Source organism: Meiothermus sp., assembly GCF_026004115.1.
Classification (GTDB): Bacteria; Deinococcota; Deinococci; order Deinococcales; family Thermaceae; genus Meiothermus.
The window spans coordinates 2976927-2994901 of sequence record NZ_BPIM01000001.1; the positions used below are offsets into that span (position 1 = coordinate 2976927).

The window sequence follows — 17975 nt, forward strand, 5'->3', positions numbered from 1 at the left end:
GCTCCTTTCAGTTGCCTGGGTAGCAAAAGACCGATAAGTTATTGCTCGTTTTGTTTAGTCGTCTGCTGCTGCGCCTGCGGGTTGTTGCAACATCTGAGCAGCCTGTTGAACTGCTTTAACAATGTTCTGGTAGCCCGTGCAACGGCAGAGGTTGCCAGAGAGCCCAAAGCGAATCTCTTCTTCTGTGGGGTTGGGGTTGTGTTGCAGTAAAACGTGGGCCGACATGATCATGCCGGGGGTGCAGTAGCCGCATTGCAAACCGTGCTGATCGTAAAAGGCTTGCTGAAGCGGGTGTAGCTTTCCACCCTGGGCCATGCCTTCAATGGTGGTGATTTCGTGGCCCTCGGCCATTACCGCAAACATGGTGCAGCTCTTAACCGCCGTTTTGCCGTCCAGCACCACCGTACACACCCCGCAAGACGAGCTATCGCAGCCGATGTGGGTGCCGGTAAGCCCTGCATCGCGGATGGCATGAACCAGCAGGGTGCGGGGTTCTACATTGAGCTTTTTTTCAACGCCATTGATTTTCAGGGTGATTTCCATGGTTGCTCCCTTGGGTCATCAGGCCACTACCACATTCAAGCGCCGCAGGGCCTTGATCAGGCCCCGGCCCACCAGTACCCGGGCCATGTCTTTCTTGTACTCCGCAGAGCCCCGTGCGTCGGGGTTAGGGTCGGCGATTTTGCGGGCCTCCTCGGCAGCAGCCCGGATCAGCTCGAGTGAAGGCTTCTGGCCGCGCAACAGGTTTTCGCCTTCAGCTACCCGAAGCGCCATATGGGCTACCGCCGTGATGCCGATACCGGCCTCTTTGATGGTTCCATCTGGGTTGAGCTCGATTTGCACGGCGGCGGCGGCGGTGGCGTAATCGCCTACCTTGCGTTCAATTTTTTCGTAGGCGCCCGAGGTGAGGGAGTTTGGCATTGGGAAACGTGCTTCTACTGCCATTTCCCCTTCGCCGATGGAGGTAGCGAAGCTGTCCACTAAAAACTGATCAATGGCTTCGACTCGAGGCCCATTTTTGCCTTGAATGACCATTTGCGCGCGAGCCGCAATGGCAGCAGCGGCCCAGTCTCCAGAGGGGTCGTTATGGCATAGCGAACCCACCACCGTACCCCGGAAACGCACGATGGGGTCGGCTACGACCCTGGAAACATCGCTGATTAGATGATACTTGCGTTGTATTTGTTCGTTGAACTCCACGTCGGTATCGCGTACCAGTGCACCCATGCGGAGCATCCCGTTTTCCTCGTGCATATACCCCAGGTTGGGGAGCTTGTTTATATCCACCAGCACGGAGGGTTGGGCCAGGCGATAGCGCATGGCCGGGATAAGGCTTTGCCCCCCGGCCAGCACTCTGGCGTCGTAGCCAAGTTCAGCCAGGTGGCTGATGGCTTCCTCGAGGGACATCGGGCGCTTGTACTCAAAGGCCGCGGGTATCATGTTGTCCAACCTCCCTTTGGTTTTTTCGCTTTTGCAAGCATGGCCAATCTAAAACCTTGCAGTCAGATTGAGCATGCTGGAGATTACAGTTTGCACCTGAGATCCGGCTTCGACCAGGCAAGGGGTTGTCTTGTGGGAGGGGCCTTGCGGATTCTGAAAGGTCAACATCCGTAGGTTGCAGAGCCTTGGCAGTGCTATTTTGATTTGTGGATCGCCTGAAAGTTTTTTACGGAAAGCCCAACCTCTTTTAGCCAGACCTACGTAACATACCCCGATCACTTTCTCGGCGAGTACCCCGTCTATGCCACCGATCGACGCAATTGTGCTCTCTGCCGGCAGGGCCTCGAGGTTTGGGGTTCCCAAGTTTCTGCTGCCCGCCGGACAGGGCCATATCCTGTTGACTCGAGTTCTGGAGCATGCCCTGTACGTTGCCGATGGGCGCATTGCGGTGGTTTTGGGGCGTGAAGCCAGGGTGGCTCGGTTTGCATTGCAACGGTGGCTGGCAACACAGCCGGGTGACCTTTCCTCGAGGGTTTTCACCGTCCTCAACCGCCACTACCGATATGGCCAGAGCACCTCGCTCAAAGCGGGTATGCGGGCACTTGCCGACGCCCAGGGAGTTCTGGTGTTTCTGGCCGACATGCCCGCAATGGAAGCGGAAAAACTCACACAGCTCAAGCGGGCCATCTACCACCGCGACCCGCAAAAGCTTGCGGTGGTGGCCAGCGAGCAGGGCCAGATACGCCCACCTGTTTTTTTGTCCAGGCAGCTATTTCCTGAAGTTCTAAAACTCAAAGGTGATCAAGGCGCTAGAGCAGTTTTGAATGCCCATCAGGAAAAGATAGAACGGGCGGAGTGGGGCTCCGGGCCCTGGTTTTTTGATATTGATGACTGGCAGACCTACCGGGAGTTGGCCTGGAAACTGGGTTGGGCCAACGAATTGTTTGTGCCTATACCCCGTGAGAAAATTTCTGCCTCGCTAATACAAGCACGGGTGGACGCGGCCCTGGCTTCAGAAACAGTGCCCTGGCTCACGCCTGGGTTGCTGTTGCTGGTCTCGAAAAGTGATGCCCACTGGCTCGAGCTGTCCTTAAGTTATCGAGGTGTGCAGGGGGTCATTCTGGGACCTGCCCAAACACCCGCTGCTTACCTGGAACTGGTTCGTAGGGCCAGCCTGGCGGCCCTGGCAGCAAATAAATAAGCGCAGGATTGCCAATACCTTGCAGAAGGATTTGTTGAAGCCTTCTGTAGCGCAAGCCGGGCCATTACATGCCGTAAGAGCATTTATCACAGCCTGCCAGTGCTTCAGGTCGTAGACTGGGCCTTAGGGAAGACATGGTGCATAAGGTGAATAAGCATGGCCCCACCTGGGTACGCCAACCCAAGGTTTATTTAAGCCTTGACAACCTCCATCAAGGATTAGCATAGAGGCCGTGGTGGTGCAGCGCGATACCGACCCAACAACCGCCGTTTCGATGTCTGCGCTGTCAAGCATCGAATCTTTGCTACGAGAATCCGAGGCGTGCCTGGCCCAGGCACCCCAGGAAGCATCCCGTCTGGCTCAGGAAGCCAGAACCCTGGCTCAGCTGCATCAGGTGCTATCGCTCGAGGTTCAAGCCTCTTTCACCCTGGCCAGGGCTCTTCATTCGCTGGGACAACTGGGCGAGGCTGTCCAGATGGCCCAGGCAGGTGTAGGGCTGGCATCCACATTCGATGAACCCACGCTCAGGCTCGAGGGTTTGCGGCTATCCGCCACCATTTTGCGAGAGCAGGGCGACCTCAACCAGGCCTCGAGCTACCTCGACGAGGCCGCTTTGCTGGCCCAGCAAGCCAATCTACCCGCTGCCGAGGCCGACTGCCTCAACCAGCAGGCCGGAATCCATCACTCCAGGGCCGAGTATGCCCAGGCTCTGGACAAGCTCACTAAAGCCCTCACGCTCATGCGAATCCAGGGCAATCAAGTTGCCGAGGCCAATGTCCTCAACAATATCGGAATCCTGCGCACCGAACTGGGGCAGTATCCGCTGGCCCTCGAGGCATTTCTGGAGGCCTATCAACTGTACCGCCACGAAGGGCATAGCCCTCGCAACCGGGCGGGCAACCTGGCTTCCATTGGCAATCTCTACATGGAAATGGGAAATTTCCAACAGGCCGACCGATACTACGAGCTGGCCCTGGCCGAGATCCGCCGCACCCAGGAGAGATTTATCGAATTGCAGATTCTGCAGCTAATCGCGGAACTGGCCTTCAAGCGCCAGGATTACGCCAGGGCCAGGGATACGCACCAGGGTGTAGTAGTAGCCAGCAAAGAGTTGGGGCTGGAACGGATTTTGCTTACCTCATTAGAAGGGCTGGCCAAGGCGCAGATGGCGCTGGGTGAGCCCCAGGTTGCCACCCAGACGCTGTTGGAAGTGCTGGAACTGGCCCGCTCTAAAGACTGGCGTGCCACCGTTCTGGACGTACTGCTCAGCCTGGGGGAGGTCTGCGTCGAACTGAAGGATCTGCGCCAGGCACAGGAGTACGGCTTGGAAGCCCTGGAACTCTCACGTCAGGCCGAGCGTAAACGCAGTACCTACCTGGCCCACCGCCTGCTGGCACGGGTGCACCGTGCAAGCGGGGAATATCTCCAGGCCATCGAACACCTGGAGGAGTACCATCGCCTCGAGCGGGAAGTCTTCAACGAGGAAAGCGAGCGCCAGCGCCAGACCTTGATGAACCACCTCGAGCTCGAGCGGGTGCGTAACGAGGCGGAAAGCTTGCGGCTGAGAACCGAACTCGAGCGCCAGGCTCGCGAAGAGGCCCAGGCCAAGGTCTTCCAGCGCACCCAGGAGCTCGAGTTTGCCCAGCTCGAAATTGTTTCTCGCCTGGCCCTAGCCGCCGAGTTCCGCGACGATGCCACCGGCGAGCACACCTACCGGGTAGGCCGCAACGCGGCCATGATTGCTAAGGAACTCGGCTGGCCCCAGCACGAAGTCGAAACCCTGCGCCTGGCTGCGCGCTTGCATGATGTGGGCAAAATCGGAATCCCGGACGCGATTTTGCTAAAGCGGGATCGCCTGACGGTGGGTGAGTACGAGCTGATGAAAGACCACACCACTATTGGCGCGCGTATCCTGTCTGGGGGACGCTCCAAAATTCTTCGACTGGCGGAAGAAATTGCCCTGTCGCACCACGAACACTTTGATGGCAGCGGTTATCCACGTGGGTTGGTTGGGGATAGCATTCCCATGTCTGGGCGTATCGTGGCGGTGGCTGACGTGCTGGATGCCCTTACCCACGAGCGCCCCTATAAGCGGGCCTGGTCGGTGGCTGAAGCGCTGGCGGAGATCAAGCGTCAGAGCGGACGGCAATTCGATCCGACCGTGGTCGAGGCTTGCCTGGCGGTCTTTGCGGTAGTCACCGCCGATGTGGAAGAGCATATGCAGCGCCTGGACTCCGACCTTTCGCTCTCGGTACAGCTGGAGAAAGCCCAACTGGGCTGGGTGGATGAAGAAATCGAGCAGCTCAAGCAAAACTTTGAGCAGTTGCTGGCTGAGCGCACCCGCGAACTCGAGCAAGCTCGCCGTGAAGCCCAGGTACTGGCCCGTCGCATGGAGATGATGGCGCATACCGACGTACTGACCGGTCTGGGCAACCGCCGTGCCTTTGAGTCGGACCTCGAGAGTGAGGTAGCGCGTGCGCAGCGGGTCGGTTACTCGCTCAGTGTGCTGGCCCTGGATGTTGATACCCTCAAGCAGCTCAACGACTCCGAAGGCCACGAACGCGGGGATGCTTTGCTGCGTACCTTCGCGCAGGCCATGCAAGAGTGCTTTTTCGAGCTGGGGCGGGTGTACCGAATCGGCGGAGATGAATATGCTGCCATTCTGCCCTATGTAGATGCACGCCACCAGGCCGAGATTCTGAGCCGGATTGAAACGGCTATACTCAATACCAAGAGCCAGGGTTTTCCAACGGCCAGCGTTAGCTCCGGAATGGCTTCTATGCCCGATGAGGCTACCTCCGATGGCGACCTGGTACGGCTTTCTGACCAGCGCATGTACCAGGACAAGCTCGAGCGCCGCAGGGCCCGTGAAGCCAATCCCAATTCAACACGCGACTAAAGCGAAGGGGTTGACAGAGCTTCCCTACCTCTCTAAACTCACCTTTATCCGCGCCGGGGCGCGGCCACAAATAAGCAAGTTCTTTTATCCAGAGCGGCGGAGGGAATCGGCCCAGTGAAGTCGCAGCAACCCACAAAAGAGCTTTTGTTCATGACCAAAAGTTTTTTTGCAAGGTGCTAATTCCGGCTCGACTGCTGAATGTTGTAGGCACACAACGTTCGAGACTTGGCATAGTCTGGCAGTCGAGAAAGATAAGAGAAGGGAATGCACGCATCGTGACCCCCTTCCGGCCATAAAAGAACGCCTGGTAGGGGGTTTTGCTATAGCAAAACTCCTACCGAAAGCGCCCCAATCCCATCGCGGTAGGAGATGATTATGTCGCAAAAACACCGTTTCGAGACCCTTCAGCTCCACGCTGGCTACAGCCCTGACCCCATCACCGGCGCCCGCCAGGTGCCCATCTACGCCACCACGTCCTATCAGTTCAAGGATGCCGACCACGCCGCCCGGCTTTTTGGCTTGCAGGAGTTTGGCAATATCTACACCCGCATCATGAACCCCACCACCGATGTGCTGGAAAAGCGCATTGCAGCGCTGGAGGGGGGGGGTAGCAGCCCTGGCCACCAGCTCGGGCCATGCTGCGCAATTTCTGGCCATCACCAACATCGCCCAGGCTGGCGATAACTTTGTCTCCACCCCCAACCTGTATGGGGGCAGCATCAACCAGTTCAAGGTCACCCTGCCCCGCCTGGGAATTGAGAGCCGCTTTACCGACAGCGCCGAGAGTGTGGAGGATTTTATTCGACTCTCGGACGATAAAACCCGCTTCTGGTATCTGGAGTCGCTGGGCAACCCGGCCCTCAACATCCCCGACTTCGAACTGATTGCCCAGGCTGCTCAGGAACGCGGAATCGCCCTCTTTGTGGACAACACCTTTGGGCATGGGGGTTACCTTTTCCGCCCCCTTGAGTGGGGGGCCAATGTCGTGACCCACTCCGGCACCAAATGGATTGGGGGGCATGGGGCGGCCATTGCGGGCCTGATTGTGGATGGCGGCAACTTCAACTGGGACAATGGGCGGTATCCACTGATCACCGAGCCGCAACCGGGCTACCACGGCCTCGAGTTACACAAGGCCCTGGGGAACCTGGCCTTCATTATCAAAGCCCGCGTAGACGGCCTGCGCGACCAGGGGCAGTGCCTGGGCCCCTTTGAGGCCTTCTTGTTGCTGCTGGGCCTCGAGACCCTCTCGCTGCGCTCAGAGCGCCACGTAGAAAACACCCTGGCCCTGGCTCACTGGTTGCGCGAGCAAGACGAGGTGGCCTGGGTCAACTACCCCGGCTTAGACGACCACCCCAGCCATGCCAAGGCCCAAAAGTACTTCAAGGGAAGGCCAGGGTCGGTGCTGACGTTTGGTCTCAAAGGCGGCTATGAGGCGGCCAAAAACTTCATCAACCAGCTTGAGCTGGTTTCGCACCTCGCTAATGTTGGCGATACCCGTACCCTGGCCATTCACCCGGCTTCCACCACCCACTCCCAGCTATCGCCGGAAGAGCAAGTCCGCGCCGGGGTCAATCCGGAGCTGGTGCGCATCAGCGTGGGGCTGGAAGCCATCGAAGATATTCAGGCCGACCTCAAACAAGCCCTGCGCTCGAAGGTAGGCGTTTGATGCGTTCCAGTAGGGCGCTGCAGGGTTTGTGGAGAGGAAGGCTGCCATGACCGACTTGCTGGTACAAGAGGCCTGGGGCGACCACGAGGCCTTGTTGATCAAGCCACCCAAGAGTCGGGGCCGGGTGCCCCCACCGGTGCCGGCTCAGGCCCTGGTTGCGGGTGGTTTTCGCCTCGAGTACGGCGGAGCCCTGCCGGAGTTGCTCATGCGCTACGAGACCTACGGACAACTCAACCTCGACCGCAGCAACGCGGTGCTGGTGTTTCATGCCTGGACGGGCTCGGCGCACCTGGCCGGCACCTACACCAAGGAGACCCTCAGCAGTCTGCCCAGGCTCGACCAGGCTTTTGGGCCCGATGGTTGGTGGGACGAGCTGGCGGGGCCAGGTCGAATGCTCGATACCGAGAAGTATTTTGTGATTTGCGCCAACCATATTGGTAGTTGTTACGGCTCTACCGGCCCGCTTTCGCTTAATCCAGCCACAGGTCGCCCTTATGGCCCCGATTTTCCTAAACTCACTGTGCGTGACCTGGCCCGCGCCCAGGCCAAACTTCTGGACTTCCTGGGCATCGAAAAGGTCACCCTGCTGGGGGGTAGCTTGGGCGGTATGGTGGCCCTCGAGTTTGCCCTTCTTTATCCACACCGGGTCAATCAACTGGTGGTTCTGGCGGCCCCTCCCTTGCATAGCCCCTGGGCCCGCGCCTTCAATCGGCTCTCGAGGGAGGCGGTGCTGATCGACCCCGGTTACCAGGGGGGCCGCTACACCGAGCAGCCACTGGGTTTGCAGCTCGGTAGGGCCCTGGCCATGCTTTCCTTCCGTTCACCCGACTCCTTCCGGCTGCGCTGGCAGCATCACCCCGAGCGTGGCGAAAGCTACGTGCTGTACCAGGGGGAGAAGTTCGCCCGGCGGTTCGATGCGAATGCCTATCTGGTGCTTTCCGAGGTTATGGACACCCACGATGTGGGCCGGGGGCGGGGTGGGGTCGAGGCGGCTTTGAAGCAGCTTCGGAGTATCCCAAGCTTGTTTGTGGGCATCAACTCCGACGTCCTTTACACTGCCCAGGAGGTTCGGGAGATGGCTGCTTTGAGCGGAGCTATCTACCGCGAGATTCACAGCCCACATGGTCATGACGCCTTTCTAATTGAAACGGATCAGGTTGAGCGTATTCTGGGCGATTTCCTGTAAACAGAGGCCCGTTGGACAAAACCCCATCTTCCTCCCCCAACGGGGGAGGCTAGGTGGGGGCATAACACCCAGAGAGGCCACCTACCTGCGGGCATTTTTCAACACCAAACGTCTGAAGTGCCCCTGGCTGAGGTTTGCGAGGTTTCACGCACCGACCCTGCCTAGGGGCCATACGTACTCCTCAAATATCTCATCTTGTGCTACTATTTTGCACAGCAGCTTGAAGATTCAGGGTGCTTATTGCGTTTATGTGCGCTAATGTGCTAGCATGATATTTGTGTTTTGTGGCCTGCACCCCTGGTGTGTTCCACAAAAAGCGTAAGAATCAGCCGCCGCAGGGAACTTTTTCGCCTGCGGAAGAACCCTGTTAGCTTACGAAAACCCCCCACAAGGCCCAGAGCAAGCTGGATCCGTGCTTGAAAGTGCGGAGAAGAGCCACGGGTTATGAGGTGTTTTGATGAAGATAGAGCGGTTCGGCAAGATTACAGAAGTTATTCCCCTCCCACCCCTCACCGAAATCCAGGTTGATTCCTTCACCAAAGCCTTACAGGCCCATGTTCCCGCCTCCAAGCGGGAAGCCATTGGCCTACAAGCCGCCTTCAAGGAGACCTTCCCCATCGAAGAAGGGGAGAAGGGGCGGGGGCTGGTGCTGGATTTCCTCGAGTACCGACTGGGCGACCCGCCTTTCAGTCAGGATGAGTGCCGGGAGAAAGACCTGACCTATCAGGCCCCGCTGTACGCCAAGTTGCTGCTGGTGCACAAGGACACCGGCTTGCTTAAAGAAGACGAGGTCTTCCTGGGCGACCTTCCCCTTATGACCGAAGATGGCTCGTTTATCGTCAATGGGGCTGATCGGGTGATCGTTTCGCAGATTCACCGCTCGCCAGGGGTATACTTCACCGCCGACCAGACCCGCCCTGGTAAATATGTGGCCTCGGTCATTCCCTTGCCCAAGCGGGGCCCCTGGATCGACCTCGAGTTCGAGCAGTCTGGCGTGGTGGTGATGAAGGTCAACAAGAAGAAGTTCCCGCTGGCGCTTCTTCTAAAGGTTTTGGGCTTCACCGCCGAAACCCTCAGCAAGGAACTCTCGGCCTACCCCGACCTGCTTCCGGGTCTATTGGAAGCCCAGTACCGAGGCAACAAAGCCCTCGAGATGGGCGTGGACGAAGCGCTGCTCAAACTCTTCACCGAGTTGCGCCCCGGCGACCCGCCCAAGCGCGACAAGGCCATCACCTACCTGCACTCGCTGCTCTCTGACCCGCGCCGCTACGACCTGGGGGAGGCAGGCAAGTACAAAGCCCAGCAAAAACTGGGCATCAAGCTCTCGGGCCGCATGCTCATCAAATTTGAGAACGGCGAGTTCAAGGACGAAGGCCTGCTGCCGGTGCTCAAATACCTCTTTGCCCTGCAAAGCGGTGAACCCGGCTACGAAGCCGACGATATTGACCACCTGGGCAACCGTCGCATTCGCACTGTGGGCGAGCTTTTGGCCGACCAGTTCCGGGTAGGTCTTTCGCGCCTGGCCCGCGGCGTGCGCGAGCGCATGCTCCTTGGTACACCCGAAAGCGCCACCCCGGCTAAGCTGGTCAATAACCGCCCCCTGGTAGCCGCCATTCGCGAGTTCTTTGGGCGCAGCCAGTTGAGTCAGTTCAAAGACCAGACCAACCCCCTCTCGGAATTGCGCCACAAGCGGCGTATTTCAGCGCTGGGCCCAGGCGGTCTGACCCGGGAACGGGCGGGTTTCGATGTGCGCGACGTGCACCGCACCCACTATGGGCGCATCTGCCCCATCGAGACGCCCGAGGGCGCCAACATCGGCCTGATCTCCTCGCTGGCTTCGTTTGGTCGTATCAACGATCTGGGCTTCATCCTGACCCCCTACCGCAAGGTGGAAAACGGCAGGGTGACCGATAAGGTCGATTTCATGACCGCCACCGAGGAAGACCGCTTTGCCATTGCCCAGGCCAATACCCCCCTCAAACCCGATGGGCATTTCGATACCCAGCAGGTGGTGGTGCGCAAGAAGGGCGAGCCCATCGTGATGCGTCCTGAAGAAGTCGAATACATGGACGTTTCGCCCAAGCAGATTTTCTCGGTCAACACCAACCTGATTCCCTTCCTCGAGCACGACGATGCCAACCGCGCCCTGATGGGCTCCAACATGCAAGCCCAGGCGGTGCCCCTGCTGCGAGCTCAAAGCCCGGTGGTTATGACCGGCGTGGAAGAGCGGGTGGTGCGTGACTCCCTCACCTCGCTTTACTCCCATGTGGATGGCGTGGTGGAGTATGTGGATGGTTCCAAGATTCACATCCGAGGTGAGGATAAGGGACTGTACGAGTTCAACCTGCGCCGCTTCACCCGCTCCAACCAGGGCACCGCTCTTGATCAACGTCCCCGGGTCTCCAAGGGTCAGAAGGTCAAAAAAGGCGACCTCCTCGCCGACGGTCCCGCCTCCGACGAAGGCCGCCTGGCCCTCGGGCAAAATGTACTCCTGGCCATCATGCCCTTCGATGGCTACAACTACGAGGACGCCATTGTTATTTCCGAAGACCTTCTGCGCCGCGACTTCTACACCTCGGTGCACATCGAACGCTACGAGATCGAGGCCCGCGACACCAAGCTAGGCCCCGAGCGTGTTACCCGGGACATTCCCAACCTTTCCGAAGCTGCTTTGCGCGACCTCGACGAAGACGGGGTGGTGCGAATTGGCGCTGAGGTCAAGGCGGGTGATATTCTGGTGGGCCGTACGAGCTTCAAGGGTGAGACAGAGCCCACCCCCGAAGAGCGTCTTTTGCGCAGTATCTTCGGTGAAAAGGCCCGCGATGTGAAGGATACCTCCCTGCGGGTGCCTCCCGGCGAGGGGGGCATTGTGGTGCGCACCCTGCGCTTACGTCGGGGCGACCCTGGGGTGGAGCTCAAGCCCGGTGTGCGAGAGGTAGTACGGGTGTATGTGGCCCAGAAGCGTAAGCTGCAAGTGGGCGACAAGCTGGCCAACCGCCACGGCAACAAGGGCGTAGTTTCCAAGATTCTACCCCCCGAAGACATGCCGCACATGCCCGATGGTACCCCGGTAGACATCGTGCTCAACCCACTGGGCGTTCCCAGCCGCATGAACCTGGGGCAGATTCTGGAAACGCACCTGGGATTGGCCGGCTATGAGCTTGGCCTCAAGTTTATTACTCCGGTGTTTGACGGCATCGCCGAAAGTGAAATTAAGGAGATGCTGGGCAAGGCCTTCGACAAGAAGTGGGAGGCCCGTACCAAAGCCGGTTTTGGCCTTGACAACCGCGAGCGGGAAGTGCTGGCCAGAGCCGCCAAGCTGGGCCTTGTGGACGGTACGAAAGACCCCGCCGAACAGTTACGCGAAGTGGCTCAACAGGGCAAGAGCGTGCTGTATGACGGACGTACCGGTGAGCCCATCGAAAGCCCCATTGTGGTGGGAGTGATGTACATCATGAAGCTTTACCACATGGTCGAGGACAAAATGCACGCCCGCTCGACGGGCCCTTACTCTCTCATTACCCAGCAGCCCCTGGGCGGCAAGGCGCAGTTCGGGGGTCAGCGCTTTGGGGAGATGGAGGTGTGGGCGCTGGAGGCCTACGGTGCGGCGCACACGCTGCAAGAAATCCTCACCATCAAGTCCGACGATATTGAGGGTCGAAACGCGGCATATGAGGCCGTGGTCAAAGGTGAAGATGTGCCCGAGGCCAGCGTACCGGAAAGCTTCAGGGTGCTGGTGAAGGAATTGCAGTCGCTGGGCCTGGATGTCGAGACCTACGACGAGAATGCCAGGAATCTAGACATCTTTGAAGGGTTGGCTAGCCGCCGATGATGATGCGGTTCACTAGCCAGCAACTACCACTCGGCCTATGACTTGAGACACAAGTTCACGGAGTGAACGATGATTAAACGAGAAGTTCGCAAAGTAAGAATCGGACTGGCCTCCCCCGATAAGATTCGGAGCTGGAGCTATGGCGAGGTTGAGAAACCCGAGACCATCAACTACCGCACCCTGAAACCCGAACGCGATGGGCTTTTTGACGAGCGCATTTTCGGGCCGCAGAAAGACTACGAGTGCGCTTGCGGCAAGTACAAGCGCCAGCGCTTTGAGGGCAAGGTGTGCGAGCGCTGCGGGGTGGAGGTCACCAAGAGCATTGTGCGGCGTTACCGTATGGGGCACGTGGAGCTGGCGACCCCGGTGGCGCACATCTGGTATGTAAAAGATGTGCCCTCCAAGATTGGCACCCTCCTAGACCTTTCGGCTCAGGAACTCGAGCAAGTCTTGTACTTTGCCAAGTACATTACCATTGACCCCAAAGGGGCCATGCTGGGCGGTGTGCCGGTGCAGAAGCGCCAGCTCCTCACCGACGACGAGTACCGGGAACTGCGCTTTGGTAAGCAAGAGACCTACACCATTCCGGCCGGGGTGGAGACCTTTGTTAAAGACGGTGAAGAGGTCAAAAAGGGCCAGGAGCTGGCACCGGGGGTAGTGAGCAAGATGGATGGGCTGGTGCTTTTCCGCTTCCCCCGTCGCATCCGGGTGGAGTACGCCGACAAGGAACAGGCCCGCCTGACCCTCCCCAAAGCTGCCTGGATCGAGCAGGACAAGTACAAGCCGGGCGAACCCCTGGCCGAGCTCGAGGCCTCCTACCAGATCACCTCTGAGGACTCCGGTGTGGTGGATGTGGAAGAGGTGGGCGATGGGGCCCTGGTCAAAATCCTGGACCCCGACACCAGTACGGTTAGCGCTATTTATCTGATTCCCGCGGGAATGCACCTCAAGGTGGGTCAGGGTGAGCTGGTGGGCAATGGCGACGTGCTGGCCCAGGGCAAGGGCCAGCTCAAGATGCCCAAGGGCCTCAAAGTGGAAAAGCTCGAGGCCGAAACTGCCAAGAAGGAAGTACACCTGAGCTTTACCCTCGAGCGCCCCCGTGTGGCCGACTATCCCCTCCAGCCCCACATGCACGTGCTGGCGGCCGAGGGTGCGAGCGTGCGCAAAGGTGACAAGCTGGTGGGCGCCATCGAGCCTGAAGAAGAGGTTCACGCCGAGGCCGATGGGGTGGTGCACCTGCACGAGCCGGCCTCCATTGTGGTGATGAAGGCCAAGCTTTACCCCTTCGAGGACGATGTGGACGTGACCAACGGCGACCGGGTCTCGCCCGGCGATGCCCTGGCCGACGGCGGCAAGGTGACCTCGGAAATTTATGGCCGGGTGGAGGTGGACTTCATTCGCATGGCCGTGCGGGTCATCGAGTCCTACGACATCGATGCCAAAATGGGGGCCCAGGCTATTCAGGAACTGCTCAAGGACATTGACTTGAGCGTGCTCGAGGCCGAACTGGTAGAAGAGATGAAGCACCCCAGCCGCGCCCGTCGGGCCAAAGCCCGCAAGCGGCTCGAGGTGGTGCGGGCCTTCCGCGACTCCGGCAACCGCCCCGAGTGGATGGTGCTGGAGGCGGTGCCGGTGCTGCCCCCCGACCTGCGCCCCATGGTGCAGGTGGACGGAGGGCGCTTCGCGACCAGCGACCTCAACGACCTCTACCGTCGCCTGATCAACCGCAACAACCGTCTGCGCAAGCTGCTGTCGCAAGGCGCGCCCGAGATGATCATCCGCAACGAGAAGCGCATGCTGCAAGAAGCCGTGGATGCCTTGTTGGACAACGGGCGGCGCGGCACCCCGGTCACCAACCCCGGCTCCGACCGGGCCCTGCGCTCGCTCACCGATATCCTCTCGGGCAAGCAAGGCCGCTTCCGCCAGAACCTGCTGGGCAAGCGGGTGGACTACTCGGGCCGCTCGGTGATTGTGGTGGGGCCGCAGCTCAAGCTGCACCAGTGCGGTCTGCCCAAGCGCATGGCCCTGGAGCTCTTCAAGCCCTTTTTGCTCAAGAAAATGGAGGAGAAGGGCATCGCTAACAACGTCAAGAGCGCCCGCAAGATGCTGGAGCGCTCCCGCGACATCAAGGACGAGGTGTGGGACGCCCTGGAAGAGGTTATTCACGGCAAGGTGGTGCTCCTGAACCGGGCGCCCACCCTACACCGGTTGGGCATTCAGGCCTTCCAGCCGGTGCTGGTCGAGGGTCAGTCCATCCAGCTTCACCCCTTGGTTTGCGAGGCTTTCAACGCCGACTTCGACGGCGACCAAATGGCCGTGCACGTGCCACTCTCGAGCTATGCCCAGGCCGAGGCCCGCATCCAGATGCTCTCGGCCCACAACATCCTCTCGCCGGCCTCGGGTGAACCCGTAGCCAAGCCGGCCCGCGATATCATCCTGGGCCTGTACTACATCACCCAGCTCCGTCGCGAGAAGAAGGGCCAGGGCCTGGAGTTCAAGGCCATCGAAGAGGCCTTGCAAGCCTACGAGGAAGGCAAGGTGGCCTTGAACGCCAAAATCAAGGTGGCGGGCAAAGAAACCAGCGTGGGTCGCCTTAAGTACGTCTTTAGCAGCGTGGACGAAGCCCTCCTGGCCGTGCAGAGCGGGGTCGTGGATCACCAGGATGTGGTCACGGTGCGCCTGGGTAATAGACTGCTGGAAACCTCACCGGGACGCATGCTTTTCTTGCGCATTGTCAGTGAGGCCGTTGAGGACGCAGCGGCTGCGGAGGAGCTGGTGAACCTCGAGGTTGCCCAGGAAAAGAACTCGCTCAAAGACCTGGTTTACAAGAGCTTCCTGGTGCTCGGGGTGGAAAAGACCGCCAAGCTTCTGGACGCGCTCAAGTACTACGGCTTCGTGCTCTCGACCACATCGGGCATCACCATTGGCATCGACGATGCGGTGATTCCGGCTGAGAAAAAGCAGTTCTTGCAGGAAGCCGATGCCAAGCTGGCCCAAATTGAACAGGCTTTCGAGCTGGGCTTGATGACCGAGGAAGAGCGCTTCCAGCAGATTCTGCAGCTCTGGAGCCAGACCACCGAGAAAGTCACCAACGCGGTCTTCAAGAACTTCGAGGAAAACTACCCCTTCAACCCGCTCTACGTCATGAGCCAGTCGGGGGCCCGCGGCAACCCCCAGCAGATTCGCCAGATTTCCGGCATGCGGGGCCTGATGGCCAAGCCTTCGGGCGAGACCTACCCGGTGCCGGTTAAGGCGTCCTTCCGAGAGGGTCTCACGGTGCTGGAGTACTTCATCTCGACCCACGGGGCCCGCAAGGGCGGTGCCGACACCGCGCTGCGTACCGCCGACTCGGGCTACCTGACCCGCAAGCTGCACGACGTGGCCCACGAGGTGATTGTGCGGGAAGCCGACTGCGGCACGCCCGACTACATCTCGGTGCCGCTTTTGCAGTTCGACGAGGCCTTCCGCAACAAGCGGCTGCGTAAAAAGAGCGATATCGAGTCGGGGCTATATGGCCGCACAGTGGCCCGCGAGTTTGAAATCAAGGGCAAGGTGTTTGCCGAAGGGCACCAGCTGAGCCTCGAGGATGTAAACCTCATCGTTAAGGCCGCAGAGGAGCGCCTAATTGAAGAAGTGCCGGTTCGTTCGCCCCTGACCTGCCGCACCCGCTACGGGGTCTGCCAGCACTGCTATGGCTGGGATCTGTCGGCGGCTAAGCTGGTCTCCATCGGCGAAAGCGTGGGGGTGGTGGCTGCTGAGTCCATCGGGGAGCCCGGTACCCAGCTCACCATGCGTACCTTCCACACCGGCGGGGTGGCTACCGGCACCGACATTACCCAGGGCTTGCCGCGCGTAATCGAGCTCTTTGAGGCCCGGCGCCCCAAGGTCAAGGCGGTGATTGCCGAGATCGACGGCACCATTCACATCGAAGAGCACGAGGACAAAACCAGCATCTTTGTCAGCAGCGAGGGCTTTTCCAAGGAGTACAAAGTACCCAAGGAAGCCCGTATTACCGTCAAGGAAGGCGAAACGGTGGAGGCCGGACAGCCCTTGACCCGTGGGGCCATTGACCCCCACCAGCTGCTAGAAGCCAAAGGCCCTGAGGCGGTAGAGCGCTACCTGACCGACGAAATCCAGCGCGTATACCGGGCCCAGGGGGTGAAGCTGCACGATAAGCACATCGAGACCATCGTGCGACAGATGCTCAAGTATGTAGAGATCACCGATCCCGGCGATAGCCGCTACCTCGAGGGCCAGGTGATCGAGAAGTGGGATGTGGAATCGGCCAACGAGGCATTGATGGCCGAGGGTAAAGCCCCCGCGAGCTGGAAGCCCATGCTGATGGGCGTGACCAAGAGCGCCCTCTCGACCAAGAGCTGGCTCTCAGCGGCCAGCTTCCAGCACACCACCCACGTGCTGACCGAAGCGGCTATTGCCGGAAAACTCGATGAATTGATCGGCCTCAAGGAAAACGTGATTCTGGGCAAGCTGATTCCCGCCGGTACCGGCTCCGACTTTGTGCGCGATACTCAGGTGGTTGACCAGAAGACCCTCAGGCGCCTCGAGGAGGCCCGCCGCGAGGCCGAGCAAGTGCCGGTTGGGTCGCGGCGTCCGGGTGTGCGTCCCGAACAACCCGCTCGCGAGGCCTAGACCGAGCTCGAGGTACAGGCTGTAGGTGTCGGCCTACAGCCTATAACCTGTAGCCTTTGTGATAGCCAAAAGCGGCTTCCAAAAAGAACGCAAACTCTAATACCGGATTCAAAAAGACAGTTCACAAAACCAAAAACCCCATAGGTTGTCTTTTTGAATCCTAGAGCACTCCCTTCGATCGGGTTAGTTCGTCACCCTTCGATGACGAACTAACCGAATCTGAGAGGCTGTCGTAAAAGGGGGCTATACTTGAGGGGTGGTTCTTCGCAGAGCCTACCCCAGCGACCTGACGGATGAGGAATGGGCCATCCTGGAGCCCTTGATCCCTGCCCCTAAAGCTGGCGGCCGTCCTGCCAGGGTGCCGAGGAGGGAAATAGTTAACGCCATCCTTTACGTCCTGGAGAACGGCATCAAATGGCGGGCCATGCCCCATGATCTGCCCCACTGGTCCACCGTCTACCACTACTTCCGCAAGTGGCAGAAGGAGGGCGTATGGGAGAGAGCCGTCCAAACCCTGGCCCGCCAGGATCGGGAACGAGAAGGGAGACAGGCTTGCCCCAGCGCCTTGGTCATAGACAGTCAGTCTGTGAAGACCACGGAAAAAGGGGGCCCCGGGGACATGACGGGGCGAAAAAGGTCAAGGGAAGAAAGCGGCAGATTTTGACGGACACGGGGGGCCGGTTGCTGAAGGCCTTCGTGCACCCCGCCAACGAGCATGACAAGTGGGGTGGGCAGGCCTTGCTCCTGGGGATGGACCTCTCCATGTGGCCCCGGGTGCGCAAGGTCTTTGTGGACTGGGGGTACCGGGGCCTCAAGGGGCTGGCTTCTTCCCTGGGGCTGGAGCTTGAGGTGGTGGCCCGTCCCTACGCGGGGGTGCGGGGGGTCTGGGTGCGGGAGGGGGAGGAGGTGCCGGAGATTCCGCGGGAGGAGGGGTTCAAACCTTTGCCTCAGCGGTGGGTGGTGGAGCGGACCTTTGCCTGGCTTGGGCGGAACCGGCGGCTGTCTAAGGACTACGAAGAGAACCCCCGGGTGAGCGAGGCCTGGGTGTATCTGGGCATGCTACGCTTGTTGGTGAAGCGGCTGGCCAGGGCCGCGTAG

The 17975-nt window shown here is 59.8% G+C and carries 8 protein-coding genes, 1 pseudogene and 1 riboswitch; of the genes and pseudogenes, 7 read left to right on the forward strand and 2 right to left on the reverse strand.

Going from position 1 to position 17975, the window contains the following annotated elements; translation table 11 throughout:
• Window positions 1–54: 54 nt before the first annotated feature.
• Complete coding sequence (locus Q0X23_RS14370) at window positions 55–543, reverse strand: (2Fe-2S)-binding protein (RefSeq protein WP_297860917.1); 489 nt, start codon at window positions 541–543, stop codon at window positions 55–57.
• A gap of 18 nt (window positions 544–561) precedes the next feature.
• On the reverse strand, window positions 562–1440 hold the full coding sequence (locus Q0X23_RS14375) for a xanthine dehydrogenase family protein subunit M (RefSeq protein WP_297860918.1): 879 nt from the start codon (window positions 1438–1440) through the stop codon (window positions 562–564).
• Window positions 1441–1741: 301 nt separating this feature from the next.
• Between Q0X23_RS14375 and Q0X23_RS14380 the strand changes: the two genes are divergently transcribed.
• The 7 genes and pseudogenes from Q0X23_RS14380 (at window position 1742) to Q0X23_RS14410 (ending at window position 17975) form a co-directional block, all read left to right on the forward strand.
• Window positions 1742–2641 carry a nucleotidyltransferase family protein gene (locus Q0X23_RS14380; RefSeq protein ID WP_297860919.1) on the forward strand — a complete coding sequence of 300 codons (900 nt, stop codon included), beginning with the start codon at window positions 1742–1744 and terminating at the stop codon, window positions 2639–2641.
• Between the two features lie 301 nt (window positions 2642–2942).
• Complete coding sequence (locus Q0X23_RS14385; protein ID WP_297860920.1) at window positions 2943–5540, forward strand: HD domain-containing phosphohydrolase; 2598 nt, start codon at window positions 2943–2945, stop codon at window positions 5538–5540.
• Window positions 5541–5621: 81 nt separating this feature from the next.
• A riboswitch (SAM riboswitch) is annotated at window positions 5622–5798 on the forward strand.
• Between the two features lie 117 nt (window positions 5799–5915).
• A pseudogene (locus tag Q0X23_RS14390) lies at window positions 5916–7209 on the forward strand (O-acetylhomoserine aminocarboxypropyltransferase/cysteine synthase family protein).
• A gap of 46 nt (window positions 7210–7255) precedes the next feature.
• Window positions 7256–8395 (forward strand): homoserine O-acetyltransferase, encoded by a 1140-nt coding sequence (gene metX / locus Q0X23_RS14395; protein ID WP_297860921.1) that lies wholly within the window; start codon window positions 7256–7258, stop codon window positions 8393–8395.
• A gap of 457 nt (window positions 8396–8852) precedes the next feature.
• Entirely contained in the window at window positions 8853–12227 is a 3375-nt protein-coding gene (locus Q0X23_RS14400) for a DNA-directed RNA polymerase subunit beta (RefSeq protein ID WP_297860922.1), read from the forward strand.
• Between the two features lie 72 nt (window positions 12228–12299).
• Window positions 12300–16877 carry a DNA-directed RNA polymerase subunit beta' gene (locus Q0X23_RS14405; protein ID WP_297861237.1) on the forward strand — a complete coding sequence of 1526 codons (4578 nt, stop codon included), beginning with the start codon at window positions 12300–12302 and terminating at the stop codon, window positions 16875–16877.
• Window positions 16878–17133: 256 nt separating this feature from the next.
• A protein-coding gene (locus Q0X23_RS14410; RefSeq protein WP_297860923.1) for an IS5 family transposase occupies window positions 17134–17975 on the forward strand; the annotation gives its coding sequence in 2 pieces (ribosomal slippage) (window positions 17134–17491 and window positions 17491–17975; 843 coding nt in all).